The 16,179-nt window shown below is 67.1% G+C and carries 17 protein-coding genes; 3 read left to right on the forward strand and 14 right to left on the reverse strand.

All coding sequences use genetic code 11. The annotated features are described in order from the left end of the window. Positions 1-12: 12 nt before the first annotated feature. From EV646_RS07885 to pcaH, 8 genes are read right to left on the reverse strand one after another with little or no spacing between them, the layout of a single operon-like run. Positions 13-1,188 (reverse strand): 4-hydroxybenzoate 3-monooxygenase, encoded by a 1,176-nt coding sequence (locus EV646_RS07885; RefSeq protein ID WP_132145525.1) that lies wholly within the window; start codon positions 1,186-1,188, stop codon positions 13-15. Next, positions 1,185-1,820 carry a 3-oxoacid CoA-transferase subunit B gene (locus tag EV646_RS07890; RefSeq protein ID WP_132145527.1) on the reverse strand — a complete coding sequence of 212 codons (636 nt, stop codon included), beginning with the start codon at positions 1,818-1,820 and terminating at the stop codon, positions 1,185-1,187. The genes EV646_RS07885 and EV646_RS07890 overlap by 4 nt, the downstream gene beginning before the upstream one ends. Next, positions 1,817-2,479, reverse strand: a complete 663-nt coding sequence (locus tag EV646_RS07895) for a 3-oxoacid CoA-transferase subunit A (protein WP_241995543.1) — start codon at positions 2,477-2,479, stop codon at positions 1,817-1,819. Before EV646_RS07895 ends, EV646_RS07890 begins: the two co-directional genes overlap by 4 nt. 11 nt (positions 2,480-2,490) lie before the next feature. After that, entirely contained in the window at positions 2,491-3,660 is a 1,170-nt protein-coding gene (locus tag EV646_RS07900) for a thiolase family protein (RefSeq protein ID WP_132145529.1), read from the reverse strand. Beyond that, on the reverse strand, positions 3,657-4,025 hold the full coding sequence (gene pcaC / locus EV646_RS07905) for a 4-carboxymuconolactone decarboxylase (protein ID WP_132145531.1): 369 nt from the start codon (positions 4,023-4,025) through the stop codon (positions 3,657-3,659). The genes EV646_RS07900 and pcaC overlap by 4 nt, the downstream gene beginning before the upstream one ends. Then, the gene (locus EV646_RS07910; RefSeq protein ID WP_132145533.1) at positions 4,022-4,777 is read right to left on the reverse strand and encodes an alpha/beta fold hydrolase; all 756 of its coding nucleotides are present in this window, start codon (positions 4,775-4,777) and stop codon (positions 4,022-4,024) included. The genes pcaC and EV646_RS07910 overlap by 4 nt, the downstream gene beginning before the upstream one ends. Beyond that, entirely contained in the window at positions 4,777-5,328 is a 552-nt protein-coding gene (gene pcaG, locus EV646_RS07915) for a protocatechuate 3,4-dioxygenase subunit alpha (RefSeq protein WP_132145535.1), read from the reverse strand. Before pcaG ends, EV646_RS07910 begins: the two co-directional genes overlap by 1 nt. Further along, positions 5,321-6,085, reverse strand: coding sequence for a protocatechuate 3,4-dioxygenase subunit beta (gene pcaH / locus EV646_RS07920; protein WP_199236865.1), 765 nt, complete (start codon positions 6,083-6,085; stop codon positions 5,321-5,323). Before pcaH ends, pcaG begins: the two co-directional genes overlap by 8 nt. Positions 6,086-6,151: 66 nt before the next feature. On the opposite strand from pcaH, the gene EV646_RS07925 reads away from it, so the two are divergent. Then, positions 6,152-6,943: an IclR family transcriptional regulator gene (locus EV646_RS07925; protein ID WP_132145537.1), complete on the forward strand. Its 792-nt coding sequence runs from the start codon at positions 6,152-6,154 to the stop codon at positions 6,941-6,943. Here the strand turns inward: EV646_RS07925 and EV646_RS07930 are convergent. Then, entirely contained in the window at positions 6,912-7,502 is a 591-nt protein-coding gene (locus EV646_RS07930; RefSeq protein WP_132145539.1) for a PadR family transcriptional regulator, read from the reverse strand. The two genes, EV646_RS07925 and EV646_RS07930, sit on opposite strands and share 32 nt — an antisense overlap. A gap of 77 nt (positions 7,503-7,579) precedes the next feature. Here EV646_RS07930 and EV646_RS07935 point away from each other — a divergent pair, with 77 nt between their 5' ends. Next, positions 7,580-8,662, forward strand: coding sequence for an aromatic ring-hydroxylating dioxygenase subunit alpha (locus EV646_RS07935; RefSeq protein WP_132145541.1), 1,083 nt, complete (start codon positions 7,580-7,582; stop codon positions 8,660-8,662). Positions 8,663-8,664: 2 nt separating this feature from the next. Beyond that, positions 8,665-9,624: a PDR/VanB family oxidoreductase gene (locus EV646_RS07940; RefSeq protein WP_132145543.1), complete on the forward strand. Its 960-nt coding sequence runs from the start codon at positions 8,665-8,667 to the stop codon at positions 9,622-9,624. 550 nt (positions 9,625-10,174) lie between these two features. On the opposite strand, the gene EV646_RS07945 is transcribed toward EV646_RS07940, so the two are convergent. The 5 genes from EV646_RS07945 to EV646_RS07965 are packed head-to-tail and all read right to left on the reverse strand — an operon-like array spanning position 10,175 to position 16,179. Next, positions 10,175-11,038, reverse strand: a complete 864-nt coding sequence (locus tag EV646_RS07945) for an amidohydrolase family protein (protein WP_277875093.1) — start codon at positions 11,036-11,038, stop codon at positions 10,175-10,177. Positions 11,039-11,067: 29 nt separating this feature from the next. Beyond that, complete coding sequence (locus tag EV646_RS07950) at positions 11,068-11,988, reverse strand: 3-hydroxyacyl-CoA dehydrogenase NAD-binding domain-containing protein (protein ID WP_132145547.1); 921 nt, start codon at positions 11,986-11,988, stop codon at positions 11,068-11,070. After that, complete coding sequence (locus EV646_RS07955; protein ID WP_132145549.1) at positions 11,985-13,931, reverse strand: acetoacetate--CoA ligase; 1,947 nt, start codon at positions 13,929-13,931, stop codon at positions 11,985-11,987. Before EV646_RS07955 ends, EV646_RS07950 begins: the two co-directional genes overlap by 4 nt. Continuing rightward, positions 13,928-14,707 carry a crotonase/enoyl-CoA hydratase family protein gene (locus tag EV646_RS07960; protein ID WP_132145551.1) on the reverse strand — a complete coding sequence of 260 codons (780 nt, stop codon included), beginning with the start codon at positions 14,705-14,707 and terminating at the stop codon, positions 13,928-13,930. The genes EV646_RS07955 and EV646_RS07960 overlap by 4 nt, the downstream gene beginning before the upstream one ends. Beyond that, complete coding sequence (locus EV646_RS07965) at positions 14,704-16,179, reverse strand: acyl-CoA synthetase (protein WP_132145553.1); 1,476 nt, start codon at positions 16,177-16,179, stop codon at positions 14,704-14,706. The genes EV646_RS07960 and EV646_RS07965 overlap by 4 nt, the downstream gene beginning before the upstream one ends.

Genomic DNA, 16,179 nt, shown 5'->3' on the forward strand with positions numbered 1-16,179 from the left:
CGGGGCTTGGGGTCATGGGGTTGGCCAGCCGGTGTAGCACTCGGCCAGATAGCGGCTGGCGTGTTCCGAGTCGACCACCGCGGTCAGTTCGGCGAGTTGGCGGCGTACGTCGAAGTCCGAGGCGTCGGGGAGGGCGTGGAGCATCGTCGTCATCCAGTTGGAGAAGTACTGCGCCTTCCACACCCGGTCCAACGCACGTGCGGTGTAGCTGTCGAGCGCGGCCTTGTCGTTCTTGAGTACGGCGCTCTCCAGCACCTCGGCGAGCACGCGGACATCGGCGAGGGCGAGGTTGAGCCCCTTGGCGCCCGTCGGCGGGACCGTGTGGGCGGCGTCGCCGGCCAGCACAAGATTGCCGTACCGCAGCGGCTCGCAGACGTACGAGCGGAAGGGCAGGACCGTCTTGTCGAAGATCCGGCCCTCCTTCAACGTGAAGCCGTCCGCTCCGGCGAGCCGGGCCTGCAACTCGGCCCAGATCCGGTCCTCGGACCAGTCGTCGACCGACTCGTCCGGCGAGCACTGGAAATACATCCGCTGCACCGAATCCGTGCGCTGACTGATCAGCGCGAAGCCGCGCTCCGAGCGGGTGTAGATCAGCTCGGGCGCGCTCGGCGGCGCCTCACACAGGATGCCGAACCACGCGAACGGGTACTGCCGGAAGTAGTCCTTCCGATCGACCACCGTCGACCGGGTCATGCTGTGCGAACCGTCAGCGCCGACCAGGACATCACAGCGGACTTCCTGCCGTACGCCCTCCGCGTCCGTGAACAGCATTCCCGGCCGATCGCTGGTGACATCCACGACTGCCGTCTCGGTGACGCCGTACCGCACATCGCCGCCGTCCCGTTCCCGCGCGGAAGCCAAGTCGATGAACACATCGGTCTGCGGATACAGCCAGACCGAGGCGCCGACCAGTCCCTGGAAGTCGATCCGGTGGCTGACCCCGCCGAACCGGAGGTCGATCCCCTGGTGCTCGTGTCCCTCCCGCAGCACCCGATCGGACACACCCGACTCGACCAGCAACCGGACGCTGTCCCGCTCCAGGATGCCGGCACGGTGCGTCTGCTCGATCTCCTCCCGGCTACGGGTCTCGATCACGATCGAGTCGATGCCGGCCACCTGTAGCAAGTGGGACAACATCAATCCGGCCGGACCGCCGCCGACGATGCCGACCCTGGTCGAGCCGATCATGACTGCTCCAGAGGTACGTCGACAAGCTTCTGCAGCTCGTCGAAAGTGATACCGAACAGCTCGCGTACGACGACCCGCCCCGGCTCGATCAGGAACACCGCGAGATCGGTGTAGACGCGGGACACGCAGGCCACGCCGGTCAACGGATAGGTGCATTCGGCAACGAGCTTCGGCGAGCCGTCCCGGGACAGCAGGTTCATCATCACGAACGTCTGCTTGGCGCCCAGCGCCAGATCCATCGCACCGCCGACGGCCGGGATGTCGTCGGCGCGACCGGTGTGCCAGTTGGCCAGGTCGCCGTTCGCGGCGACCTGGTAGGCGCCGAGGACGCAGACGTCGAGATGACCGCCGCGCATCATCGCGAACGAGTCGGCCTGATGGAAGTACGACGCCCCGGGCAGCTCGGTGACAGGGATCTTTCCGGCGTTCACCAGGTCGGGATCGACCTGATCACCGGCAGCCTCCGGCCCCATGCCGAGCATGCCGTTCTCGGTGTGCAGCATCACGCCGCTGTCCGGCGTCAGGAAGTTGGCGACCCTGGTGGGCAGGCCGATGCCGAGGTTGACGAACGAGCCGGGTTCGATGTCGGCGGCAACGACCTTGGCCAGGGTGTCCCGATCGATACCGTTCATGCCGCCACCGTCCGCGGCACGGCGACGACGCGATCGACGTACAGGCAGGGCGTGATGACGTTCTCGGGATCGATCGCCCCGACCGGTACGACGCTGTCCACCTGCACCACGGTCGTCTTGGCCGCGGCCGCCATGATCGGGCCGAAGTTGCGTGCGGTCTTGCGGTAGACGAGGTTGCCCAGCTGGTCCGCCTGGTACGCCGCCACCAGCGCGACGTCACCGTGGATCGGGTACTCCAGCACGTGGCCGCGGCCGTCGATCATCCGCGTTTCTTTGCCTTCAGCAAGCGGTGTGCCGAAACCGGTCGGAGTGAAGAACGCGCCGATACCGGCCCCGGCCGCGCGGATGCGTTCGGCCAGGTTCCCTTGCGGCACGAGCTCCAGTTCTATGGAACCGGCGCGGTACTTGGCGTCGAAGTGCCAGGAGTCCGATTGCCGCGGGAACGAGCACACCATCTTCCGCACGCGGCCGTCCCGGATCAGCGCGGCCAGACCGCTGTCGCCGTTGCCGGCGTTGTTGCTGACCACGGTCAGCTCCCGCGCACCGCCGTCCAGCAATGCTTCGATCAGTTCGACCGGCTGTCCGGCCGACCCGAACCCGCCGATCAGGACCACCGCCCCATCAGGGACGCCGGCGACGGCCTCCGCCGTACTGGGCATGATGCAAACCATCACACGCTCACATTCTCGAGTACGACGGCGAGCCCTTGGCCGACGCCGATGCAGATCGCCGCCACACCCCACCGCTCACCCGACGCCACGAGAGTCTGTGCCAGCGTCCCCAGAACTCGGGTGCCCGAGGCACCTAACGGATGGCCGATGGCGATCGCACCGCCGTACCGATTCACGATCGCGGGATCGACGTCCCAGGCCTTGATGCACGCCAGGGACTGCGCGGCGAACGCCTCGTTGAGCTCGACCGCGCCGACCTCACCCCAGCCGATGCCGGCCCGCTTCAGCGCCAGGTTGGCTGCCTCGACCGGCGCGAAACCGAAGTACTGCGGCTCGTTGGCGGCAACCCCACGTCCCGCGATTCGCGCCATCGGCTGTAGCCCGGCGGCCGAGCTGCCCAGCAACACCGCGGATGCGCCGTCGTTGAGCGGCGATGCATTGCCAGCCGTCACCGTCCCTCCCGCTTCGCGGAACACCGGCTTCAGACCCGCTAACCGCTCTGCGGTCGTGTCGACCCGGATCGACTCGTCACGGGCGAGGTCGACCCCAGGCACAGGTACGACGAGATCGTCGTAGAACCCGCCGTCCCACGCAGCGGCGGCGTTCCGGTGGGACTGGAGCGCGAACTCGTCCTGCTCCTCGCGGGTGATCCCTTCACGCTCCCGCAGCTGCTCGGTCGCCTCGCCGAGCGACACCGTCCATTCCGCGGGCATCAACGGGTTCACCAGACGCCAACCGAGCGCGGTCGACACCAGCTCCGCGTTGCCGGCCGGGTATGCCTTCTCCGGTTTGGGCAGCACCCAGGGAGCCCTCGACATCGACTCCACTCCCCCGGCGACAATCACGTCCGCCTCACCAAGTGCGATCTGCCGGGAGGCAACGATCGCGGCTTCCAGGCTTGATCCGCAGAGCCGGTTGACGGTCAAAGCAGGCACAGACGTGGGCAGCCCGGCAAGAAGCCCGGCCATCCGGGCGACGTTGCGGTTGTCCTCCCCCGCGCCGTTGGCGTTGCCCAGCACGATCTCGTCCAGACCGAGCTCCGGCCTCCGCTCGACAATCGTGCGGACGACGTGAGCAGCAAGGTCGTCCGGCCGCGTCCCGGCCAGGGCTCCGCCGTACCGGCCGAACGGCGTACGCACGGCGTCGTACAGATAGACCTCGGTGGTCACTGATCCTCCTCGGTCAGTACGGCGTCCGCGACCGCGAAGGCGTGATTGGCCGCCGGCACACCGCAGTAGACGGCGGTCTGCAGGATTACCTCGGCGATCTCTTCGCGGGTCAGCCCATTGCGGAGCGCCGCACGGACATGCAGTTCGAGCTCGGACCAGTGACCGTGTGCGATGAGCGCGGTCAAGGTGATCATGCTGCGTGAACGCCGGTCGAGACCTGGGCGCGTCCAGACCTCGCCCCAGGCATAGCTGGTGATGAACGCCTGGAAGTCGCGGGTCAGCTCGGTCTTCGCCACCTCGGCCCGGTCGACGTGCGCGTCGCCCAGGACCTCACGTCGTACCTTCATGCCCTCGTCATAACTCATCGCGCACCTCTGAAGAATGTCCGGAGCAGGCTGGCTACCGCCCGCGGATCCTCAGCCGCGGGCAGGTGCCCACATCCGGTAAGCAGCACCACAGCCGCACCAGGTACGGCGGCCTGCTCGGCTGTGACGACCGGGTCATGCTCGCCCGCGGCGACAAGCAGCGGCACCTTGGCCTCTCCCATCATCTCCCCAAGGTCGTATCCGGCGAGGGCCTCGCAGGTGTAGGCATATGACGACGCGTCGGCGTCGACCAGCGAGGTGAGCAGAGCGCCGGCGATCTCGGGCCGCCGATCGGTGAACCCCGGCGCGAACCAGCGTTCAGCCGACCCGGCAACCATCACCGCAGTACCCGCCCGCCGCACCAAGTCCGCCCTCTCCTGCCATGCCTGCGCATCGCCGATTTTGGCCGCCGTGGCCAGCCCGGCAACCGCCCCGAACGGCCCCGGGTCGAGCGCGAGTTGCAGAGCCACAGCGCCGCCCACCGAAACACCGGCGTACCAGACGTGGCGATCTCCGGCCGCTTCCAGAGCCAGATCCCGTACGGCAGAAGCCAGCTCGTCGAGTGTGAAAGCGGCCGAGGCCGGTCGGCTTCGGCCGTGTCCGGGCAGATCCCAGCCCACCACCTCGAACTCGTCACCCAGCAAGACCGCGCACTCACCCCACAGCGCTTCGACAGACGTCCCGAGGGACGGACCCACGACCAGCAGATCGCCTTCCTGTCCGGCCAACCGAGTCGCGGCAAGCTCAACCATCAGGAGTGCCTTGGATACGTCAGGAAGACGGTCTCGCCAGGGCCCTGCAGGCGGACGTCGAAGCGCAGGCTCCCGTCCGCCTCCCGTACGGCGACCAGCGTCGTACGGTCGTCTTCGTCCAGCCCCGACAACAGCGGATCGGTGGTCAGGTCGCCAGGGAGGTAGATCCGCGTGAACAGCCGATCGAGCAGCCCGCGGGCGAACACCGTGACCGCGAAGAACGGCGCCGCATGTCCGACCGGCCCCGGCTCCACCGTGCTGAACCAGTAGTGGCCGGTCGGGTCCGTGCTGCTGCGTCCCCAACCTGTGAAGCCTGCGCCATCCCGCCGCACCGAGCCTTCGACCCGAGGCACGACTCCGTGGGCGTCGGCTTGGCGAATCTCCAGCAGCGCATCGGGTACGGCGTTGCCATTGCCGTCGTACACGTACCCGTGCAGCCACACCGAGCCCGGCGTGCCACGTCGTACCAGCTCGCGATCTCCCGGATAGGGCAGCGCGTAGTGGAAGAACGGCCCGACGGTCTGGCCGGGTGTCGCAGCGAGCTCAGGCATCGTCGTCCTCGCGTTCCATCAGCGTGGCGTGGCTACCGGTGAGCACGATGTCCCAGCGATAACCCAGCAGCCACTCGTGCTCCGACAGACTGTGCTCGTACGTCGCCACCAGCCGATCGCGAGCGCGCTGGTCGGTGATCGACTGGAAGATCGGGTCCAGCGCGAACAACGGGTCGCCCGGGAAGTACATCTGGGTGACCATGCGCTGGGTGAAATCCGTGCCGAACAGGGAGAAGTGGATGTGCGCCGGCCGCCAGGCGTTCTGGTGGTTGCGCCACGGGTAAGGCCCCGGCTTGATCGTGGTGAACGAGTACCACCCGTCGTCATCGGTCAGGCATCGTCCCACCCCGGTGAAGTTCGGGTCCACCGGAGCCGGATGCTGATCGCCCTTGTGCACGTACCGACCGGCGGCGTTGGCCTGCCAGATCTCCACCAGCTGCCGTCGTACCGGACGTCCGTCGCCGTCGACCACCCGACCGCGAACCAGAATGCGCTCGCCGATCGGTTCGCCGCCACGCTGGATCGTCAGATCGGACTCCAGTACGCCGACATCAGAGTGACCGAACACCGGCGCCACGAGCTCCGCGCCCTCGGGGTCGGCATGCCGCAGCTCCTTGGTCGGATGCCGCAGCAACGTGCTCCGGTACGGCGGAAAGTCGAGCCGCGGCTGGGCATCGCCCGGTCGCGCGTCCGCGTGGATCTTCTCGATCTCGTCGCTGATGACCTGCTGGGTGGTCACATCGGGGTCGGCTGTCACCCGATCAGGCTACGAGCCGTACCGCCCGACCAGGCCCGTAGACTTCCACTGGACGGAAGGACGTAGATGGCTGGCAGAGTCTCCAAGCCGGGTGCCACCGTGGTGTCGCGCACGGTCGCGCTGCTCAGCGCGTTCGACGAAGCCCACCCGCATCTCACCCTCACCGAGCTGGCCCGCCGCGCCGACCTGCCGCTGTCCACCGCCCACCGGCTGATCGCCGAGCTCACCAGACTCGGCGCCCTGGCCCGGACAGACTCCGGTGAGTACGTCGTCGGCCCGCGCATGTGGGACGTCGGCCTGCTCGCGCCGGTACAGACCGACGTACGCGAGGTGGCTTCGCCGTTCCTGCACGACTTGTACGCCGCCACGCTCGCGACGGTCCACCTCGCCGTACTCGATGGGACGCGCGCGCTCTACATCGACCGCATTTCGGGCAAGCGATCGGTGCCGGTGGTCAGCAAGATCGGGTCCCGGCTGCCGTGGCATGCCACCGGCGTCGGCAAGGTCCTGATGGCACACGCTCCGGAGGACGTCCGCAAACGTGCGCTCTCGTCGCCGCTGCGGCGGATCACGCCGTACACGATCACCCAGCCGTCGCGACTGCAGGACCAACTCGAGCGCATCCTCGTCGACGGATATGCGACCACGGTCGAGGAGATGAGCCTGGGCGCCTGCTCTGTGGCGGTGCCGATTCGCCGGCGCGACGAGGTGGTTGCCGCGCTCGGGATCGTCGTACCGAATCTGAGACGCGACAAGGGCCGGCTGGTCGCCGCGCTCAACGTGGCCGCTCATGGGATCGGGCGCAGCCTAGGCCATCAGACACGGCCTAGGTTGACTCGCCTTCCAGTTCGTCGATGAGAGCCAGGCCCTTGCGGGCCCAGCGGACTTCGGCCGAGGCGTTGTCGATCAGGCCGTCGTACGCGAAGACCTTGTAGCGGACGATCCGGTCGTGCTCCTCCTCGGGGAACTTCTTCAGCCGGTACTGCAGCGTCGGATGGGTGTGATCGATCAGCGACTGCCGAGACTCCTTGAGCAGCTGCAGGTGCCCTGACCAGTACTCGAGGTGCTGCCTCAGTTGCGCCCGGGCCGCGTCGGGATCGGCCCATTCGAGGTACGCCGATTTGAGGTAGGCCGGATCGCGTTGCCGGCGGATCACCAGCGGCTCGTTGATCCACTCCTGGAAGGCCGCCGTGCCCGCGTCGGTGATGCGGTACTCCTTCTTGGTCCCCTTGGGGCCCCACGGCACCGTCTCGCTGTCGACCAGGCCGTCGCGCTCCATCCGGTTGAGTTCCGGGTAGATCTGCGAGTCCGGCGCGTACCAGACGTGCGCGACCGACTGGCTGAAGTGCTTGGACAGGTCGTAGCCCGTCATCGGCCGTGACGTCAGCAGGGCCAGCAGGGCGTACCGCAGCGACATGTTCCGGAGTCTAGCCAATACCTATCCCGATAGGTATTGTGAGCGCACGTCACTACCTATGGAGATAGGGAGTCCCGATGGTGCTCGACATCGCCCAGCAGGCGTCCGTGACCAGCAAGATCTTCGCCTTCCCGCTGAACGCCTGGTACGTCGCCGCGTGGGACCACGAGGTCACCAACAAGGCGCCGCTCGCACGCACGGTCGCGGGTCGGCCGCTGGCGTTGTGGCGTGGGACAGACGGTCGGGTGTCGGCGTTGGCGGATGCCTGCTGGCATCGGCTGGCACCGCTGTCCAAGGGCGCGATCATCGGCGACGAACTCCAGTGCCCGTACCACGGTCTGCGCTACAACCGGGCCGGCCGCTGTACGGCGATGCCGGCTCAGCAGACGATCAACCCGAGCGCGACCGTTCCGTCGTACCCGGTCGTGGAGCGGCATCGCTACATCTGGGTGTGGCTGGGCGATCCCGATCTCGCCGATCCGGGACAGGTGCCGGACATGCACCAGATGGACTCGCCCGAGTGGGCCGGCGACGGCGAGACGATCCATGCCGGCTGCAACTACCAGCTCGTGCTGGACAACCTGATGGATCTCACGCACGAGGAGTTCGTGCATTCGTCGAGCATCGGCCAGGCGGAGCTGTCCGAGGCCGAGTTCGAGGTGACCCACGACGACAAGCACGTGACCGTGAGCCGGTGGATGCTCGGCATTGACCCGCCGCCGTTCTGGCGCAAGAACATGCGGGACAAGTTCCCGGGCTTCAGCGGGAAGGTGGATCGCTGGCAGATCATCCGGTACGAGGCGCCGTCGACGATCTGCATCGACGTCGGCGTCGCGCGCGCCGGCAGCGGCGCGCCCGAGGGCGACCGTTCGCAGGGCGTCAACGGCTATGTGATGAACACGATCACGCCGGAGTCCGACCGCTCGTCGCACTACTTTTGGGCGTTCATGCGAAACTACCGGCTGGACAGTCAGTCGATCACGACGCAACTCCGGCAGGGTGTCCACAACGTGTTCGGTGAGGACGAGGACATGCTGATCGCGCAGCAGAAGGCGATCGACGCCAACCCGGACTACGAGTTCTACAGCCTCAACATCGACGCCGGCGGGATGTGGGTCCGGCGCATCCTGGACCGCATGCTCCAGGCCGAGGGACGCTGACGATGGCCGCCCAGTCGACGCTTGTCTGGCAGACCGGCGAGATCGTCGAGGCGTCGGACGCCGCCGACGGGATCCGCCGCCTGGTCATCCGGCCCGAGCGGCCCGCTGTGGCTCCGCCCGGCAGCCATGTGGATGTCGAAGTGAATGGGCTGCGGCGCTCGTACTCGGTGGTGCGATGTGAGGACGGGCAGTGGACCTTGAGCGTCCGGCTCGCCGCGGACTCCCGAGGTGGTTCGCAAGCCATGCACGCTTTGCGAACCGGCGATCGCCTTCGCATCTCCGACCCGCTCCAGAATTTTCCACTCGGAGTGGGTGCCACGCGTTACGTCCTGCTCGCCGGGGGCATCGGCATCACCGCATTGCTGGCGATGGGTGCGACCCTCAAGCGTCGCGGCGAGGACTACACCTTCGTGTACGTCGGCCGGTCCCGTCCCGCGATGGCCTGGCTGCGCGAGCTCGAAGAAGACCATGGTGACCGCTTGAAAGTCCACGTCGACGACGAAGGAACCGGTCTCGACGTGGGCGCTGTTCTGAACGAGATCGGAGCGGACACCGAGCTGTACATGTGCGGCCCGATCAGGCTGATGGACGCCGTACGACGTGAATGGGTGCGGCGTGCCCTATCGCCGACGAGCCTTCGGTTCGAGACGTTCGGGAACAGTGGCGCATGGGCAGCCGAGGAATTCACGGTCTCGATTCCCGGCGACGGTCGCACGATCACCGTGCCGACGAACCTGTCGATGCTCGAGGCGCTCGAAGAGGCCGGCGTCGAGGTGATGTGGGACTGCCGCAAGGGCGAGTGCGGCCTGTGCGTCGTACGAGTCCACGAGTACGCCGGCCGGATCGACCACCGCGACGTCTTCCTCGGCGAGGCACAGAAAACGTCCCGGATCTGCCTGTGCGTCTCCCGAGTCGCATCGGACGGCGCCACCCACCCGCAACTCGTCATCGACCGTCCCTGACCCATTACGCCGACGGCGGGGGTCCCGCACGAGCACGAGCCAGTCGACGCTCCGCGGACCCCCAACCAACGCCCGGCCAGGCCACCCATTCAGGGGCGAACCCCTGAGTTGGAGGGTTGCCCGCTGAGATTCCGAGGGGGCAACCCTCTATCTGAGGGGTCAACTCCAATGCCGCTCGATGACTGAGAGGGTCGGATGGTCAACCCAATCGCGGGCAACGCCCCAGGATTGCGACCGCCACACTGGCTTCACTCGCAGCCGCTCACGTCCGGTGGTGGCGTCCACTGTGGGGAGATTGCTGCCGGCAACCGATTGCCGGCGACCTGGTGGCCACAGTCGATGGCACACTCCTCACACTCGCCCCGAAACCGCCCGGCCAAGGCGAGCAGGCAGCACAGTGGCTTCACTGTGCGGCGCATTCCGGCTGCTGGTGACTTTGTGCACCGCTTGACCATCGCGCGGCGGCGTGTCGTGGTCGAACCGTGCACAAAGTCGGGCGCTACCCCCTGACCAGGCACCGAAGCGTGTGTCAGGAGAGCCGGGCACGGGATCAGGTGAGGCCGAGTAGGCGGGCCGCGTTTTCCTTGTAAATGGGGAGTTTTGCCTCGTCGCGGACCGGCAGCGAGGCGAACGACTCCAGCCAGCGGTCCGGGGTGATGACCGGGAAGTCCGAGCCGAACAGCACCTTGGTGCGCAGCAGGCTGCTCAGCTGACGCACCAGCTGTTCCGGGAAGTACTTCGGCAACCAGCCGGACAGATCCATGAACACATTGGCCTTGTGCGTCGCGACCGAGATCGCAGCATCCGCCCACGGCACACCCGGATGAGCCATCACGATCCGCAGCTCCGGAAAGTCCGCGGCGACGTCGTCGAGCAGCATTGGATCCGACAACCGCAGCTTGATCCCGCGCCCACCCGGCAGTCCCGCACCGATCCCGGTCTGCCCGGTGTGGAACAGCGCAATCGCACCAAGCTCGCTGATCACCTCGTACAGCGGATAGAAGCGCTCGTCGTTCGGCCGGAACCCCTGCAGACTCGGATGAAACTTCAGCCCCCGTACGCCGTAGTCCTCGATCAGCCGCTCCGCCCGATCGACGGCATCAGGCGAGCGCGGATCGACCGAACCGAACGGAATCAGTACGTCGTTGTGCCGCGCGGCCCCGGCAGCGATCTCCTCACTCGAGATTGCCGGATGCCCGGTCGCGGTGGTCGCGTCGACGGTGAAAACCACCGCCGCCATCCGCCGGGCCCGGTAGTGCTCGGCGATGTCGTCGATGGTCGGCGTCCGCGGCTGTCCTGACTTGAAGTACGCCGCTGAGGCGTCCATCAGCTCCTGGTCGAGCGAGAAGTGCCCATGATCGTCCGCCTCGACATGGGTGTGGAAGTCGATGGCGTCGATCGAGTCCAGGTCGATCGCAGGTTCGTAACGCATCCAGCACCCCTCTACGGCAAGCTATCGGCTCGGCTCTTGGCCGTGAGCAACTGCACCAGCAACTCGTCGCGCTGCTGAGCCAGGCGGACCTGGTCGCGAGTGCCGAGCTCCTCGTCGACGCCGCGCACGAGCAGGTCCGCGAGCTCTGGCGTGAGGGTTGGCTCACCGAGGTCGTCCATGAGCAGTTGGGTCATCGGACCGAGATGCTCCAGGACGTGTGCGAGACCGCCGGCGCCGCCAGAGAGGTGCTGGTTGACCAACGGACCGAGCAATGCCCATCTCAACCCCGGGCCGTGAGCGATGGCCGCGTCGATGTCGGCGACCGTCGCGGCGCCACGCTCCACCAGGGAGTACGCCTCGCGCCAGAGGGCGGCCTGCAGGCGGTTGGCCAGATGGCCCGGGAGTTCGGCACGGAGGCGGACCGGCTTCTTGCCGACGCCCGTGTAGAACGACATCGCCTGGTCGATCAGGTCGGGATCGGTCACCGGCGCGCCGACGACTTCCACCAGCGGAATCAGGTAGACCGGGTTGAACGGGTGCCCGACGATCACGCGCTCCGGATGCTTCGAGCACATCGACGCCAGCCGGCTCGGCGGCAGAGTCGACGTACTGCTCGCAATCACCACACCCTCGGGGACCAGCGCGTCGAGCTCCCAGAGCAGCGCTTCCTTCTGGTGTGGATCTTCCGGCCCGTTCTCTTGCACGAAGCCGGCACCCTCGACCGCCTCCGCCAAGGTCGTTGCCACCGACAACCTTGCTTCCCATCCGGTCAGATCGCCGCCCAGTGCGGTCACGGCTTCCGCGGCTTCCTCCACCTTGCGACCGAGATCTGTCACCGACGGATCGAACACCCTGACGCTCTGCCCACGGCTGAGTAGTTGGACGACCCAGCCCGCGCCGATCACACCCGCACCAACCACCGCGACGCTCATAATCCACGACTCCTCGCGTACTCCACGAAGGCATCCAGCGAATCAGCGTCAGCCAGCACGTCCTTGCTCGCGACCTCATCCAGCGGCCGTCCCTGCAGGATGCGCTTCACCGGCAGCTCGAGCTTCTTCCCGGTCCGGTTCCGCGGGATCGCCCGCACCGCGACCACCGTGTCCGGCACATGCCGAGGCGACAACGCCTCCCGCAAGGCCCGAGCCGCCGTACGCTCGTCGAACTCGGCGCCCTCAGCGAGTACGACGAACAGCAGCAGCTCCCCGTTGCCACCCTGAGGATCCTCCAGATGTACGACGAGTGAGTCGTCGACCTCCGGCAGTTCCTCGAGCACGCGATAGAACTCCGCCGTACCGAGCCGAACTCCACCACGGTTCAACGTGGCATCGGCCCGGCCCGCGATCACACAACTGCCCGACTCGGCGAACCGGATCCAGTCACCATGCCGCCACACCCCCGGCCATCGATCGAAGTACGTCGACCGGTAGCGCTCGCCGGACTTGTCGCCCCAGAAGCCGATCGGCATGGACGGAACCGGCCGGGTGATCACCAACTCCCCCAGCTCACCGACGACCGGATGTCCTTCGTCGTCCCACGCCTGAGCGTCGAATCCGAGACTCGGCCCGGAGATCTCACCGGCGAGCACCGGCTGGATCGGACTGCCCTGCACGATGCCGCTACAGACATCCGTCCCACCAGAGCCGACGTTGAGGAGGACATCGGGCCCGAACTGCTCGTCCACCCACTCGTAGCCTTCAGCCGGCAACGGGCTTCCCGCAGCTCCGATCTGCCGGACGCGGGACAGATCGAACTCCTTCGCCGGCTGGAGACCGGCCTTGCGGGTGGCCATCAGGAAGCCCGGGCTGGCGCCCAGGAAGGTGGTTTCCGTCTCCTCGGCCAGCCGCCATTGGAAGTCGAGGCCGGGGTGCATCGGATTGCCGTCGATCATGACGATGCTCGCGTCCAGCAGCAGGGCGGACACCAGCGCGTTCCACATCATCCAGGCCGTCGTCGAGAACCACAGCAGCCGGTCGCCGGGACCGAGATCCCAGCTGAGGGCGTGGTTCTTGAGGTGTTCGAGGAGGATGCCGCCGTGACTGTGCACGATCGCCTTGGGCTGACCCGTCGTACCTGACGAGAAGAGCACGAACAACGGGTGATCGAATGGGACCGGCTCGAAGTCCATGCCGCTCTCGGCCTCATCGAGGAGGCTGGTCCAGGAGAGAGTGTTGGACAGCCGCTCGGGGCCGTACTCGACCTCGATGGTGTGCCAGAGTGACGGAAGGCCTGCACGGATGGCCTCGACCTCGGCTCGGCGTTCGACCGTCTTGGCGCCGTATACGTAGCCGGAGACCGTCAGCAGTACGGTCGGTTCGAGTTGGCGGAAACGCTCGAGGACGCTGCGGGCGCCGAACTCTGGAGCACAGCTCGCCCAGACCGCGCCCAGGCTGGCGGTGGCGAGGAAGGCGACCAGCGTCTCGGGGATGTTCGGCAGATACGCGACGACGCGGTCGCCACGTCGTACGCCCAACGCTGCAAGGGCATTGCGGGCTCGGGCGACCTGTTGGATGAGCTCCGCGAAGGTCAAGTCGAGCTGGGGGCGAGTCTGGGAGACGCCGATGACGGCCGTGTCCTCGGCGGTCACCCCGCGGAAGTCGAGGAGGTGCCTCGCGTAGTTGATCCGCGCACCTGGGAACCAGCACGCTCCAGGCATCGCGGCATCAGCCAGGACGGCGTCGTACCCGGTGTCACTCCGCACGTTGAAGTGGTCCCAGATGCTCGCCCAGAACTCGTCCGGCTCGTCGACCGACCATCGCCATAGCTCGTCGTAGTTCGCGAAAGTCCTTCCAGTGCCGGCTTCCGCAAGCTGCAGGAACTGCCCGATCCGGGTGATATCCCGCCAATCTGCCGGCGGCGTCCAGAGTGACGTCATTCGCGGGTCACCTTTCCGGCGCGGCCGTTGAGGAAAGCCCCCATCCGTTCCTTGGCGTCATCGCTGCCGGAGGCAACTGATGCCATCAGTGCCTCGAGCAAATAACCTTGGCTCGGGTCGGCCTCCGCGATCCGCGGAAGGGCCTGGAGTACGGCGAAGTTGGTGATCGGTGCGTTGCGCGCGATCCGCTCGGCGAGCTCGAGCGCCTTCGCCAATCCCTCGCCGTCCTCGACGAGGTAATGCGACAAACCGATCGTCTGGCCCTCGGCCGCGTCCACGACCCGCCCGGTCAGCATCATGTCGGCCATTCGATGTACGCCGATCAGCCGTGGAACGCGGACGGATCCGCCTCCCCCGACGAACAGACCGTGCTGTCCCTCAGGCAATGCGTAGAACGCCGACGGCTCGGCGACGCGAAGGTGAGTCGCCGACGCGAGTTCGAGACCGCCGCCGATCACCGCACCCCGCAGCACCGCCACCACCGGCAGCGAGCCCTGCTCGATGCGGGCAAAAGCGCGATGCCACATCCGCGAGTGCTCGAGTCCTTCAAACGTCGTCCGCTCGGTCAGTTCCGTCAGGTCCAGCCCCGCGGAGAAGTGCGCCCCCGCGGAGTCGAGTACGACGGCACGAGCCCAGGCGGGTGGCGTCGAGAAGAAGCGCTCGAGCCCGAGCACGGTCGCATCGTCGAGAGCGTTGCGCTTGGCCTCACGGCAGAGCCGGACGACAACCACCTCGCCATGCCGCTCCACTTGTAAGGAGTCCGGTAGCAGGGTCATGGAGCCTCTCGGTTGAGTTCGTCGCGGAGTCGCGCTCGGAGCACCTTGCCGGTGGCGTTTCGCGGGAGTTCGTCGACCAGGTGGATGTCGCGCGGCAGCTTGAACCGGGCGAGGTTGGCCTCCAGGTGCCGCCGGAGCGCCGGTACGTCGACCGTCACGCCGGGATGCAGCTCGACGAACGCGACGCCGACTTCCCCCCAGCGGTCGTCCGGCGCGGCGACCACAGCCGCGGACCGGACGCCATCGAAATCGACCAGCACGGCCTCCACCTCGGCCGGGGAGATGTTCTCGCCACCGGAGATGATCACGTCCTTCACCCGATCGACGACGTACGACCAACCGTCCGCACCGGTGCGTACGACGTCGCCGGTACGGAACCAGCCATCGTCGTCCCGGGGATGACTCCAGTACCCGGCAAACACATGCGGTCCCCGGATCAGCAGCTCGCGACCGGGACCGCCGTACTCGATCCCGATCGCCTGACCGTCCTCGGCGCGGTGTGCGACATCGGTGAAGAAGTGCGGCACGCCCATCGACGTCCGATGCTCGGCGGCGCCGTCGTGGATGGCCATGTAGACGCCCGGGCTGGCCTCGGTCATGCCGTACCCCTGGAGAATGCGGACACCACGGTTGAGCCATTCCTTGGCCACGCTCTCGTTGATGGTCGAGCCGCCGTAGATGACGTGCCGCAACGACGACAGGTCCGCCTCGGCCCACGCCGGATGCTCGGTCATCAGCTGCAGCATGGTCGGAACGCACGAGAAGCTGGTGATGCTCTCGTCGTCGATCAGCCGCAGGATCGTGCCGGCGTCGAACTTGGTGACGACCTCGACCCGGCCGCCTTTCAGCAGCGTCGGCAGCGTGATCTGACCCAGTCCGACGGCGTGGAAGAGCGGCGCGATGCACAGCGCCCGTTCGGACTCGGTCAGGTCGAAGTGAACCAGCTGGTTGAACGTGTTCCAGGTCAGGTTGCCATGCGTGAGCACCGCGCCCTTGGGCTTTCCGGTCGTTCCCGAGGTGTAGAGGATCAACGCCGGCTCGTCCAGGTGCACATCCGGCTCCTCGGCCAACGACGTACTCAGCTCGATCGAGCTCACCGGCACATGCTCACCAAGCTCCGGTACGACGTGATCCACGCCCGCGCCGGTGATCAGGATCGACGCACCGCAGTCGTCGAGCAGGTACCGGAGCTCGACCGCGGCCAGACGAGTGTTGAGCGGCACGAAGATCGCACCGAGCAGACCGGTGGCGAAGAACGCTTCGAAGGTCGCGATGTCGTTGGCGCCCAACCAGGCGACGCGGTCTCCCCGAGTGATCCCGAGGTCCTGCAGCGCCGAGGCCCACCGGTCGACTCGATCCGCCAACTGCCGGTAGGTGAGTCGTCGACTGCCCTGGGTGAGCGCCTCGGCGTCAGGCGAGATCCGGGCGCGGCGCCGCGGCCACGTCCCGAGTCCTTGGTTACCTTTGCTCAC

This window comes from Kribbella antiqua, from assembly GCF_004345665.1.
GTDB lineage: Bacteria > Actinomycetota > Actinomycetes > Propionibacteriales > Kribbellaceae > Kribbella > Kribbella antiqua.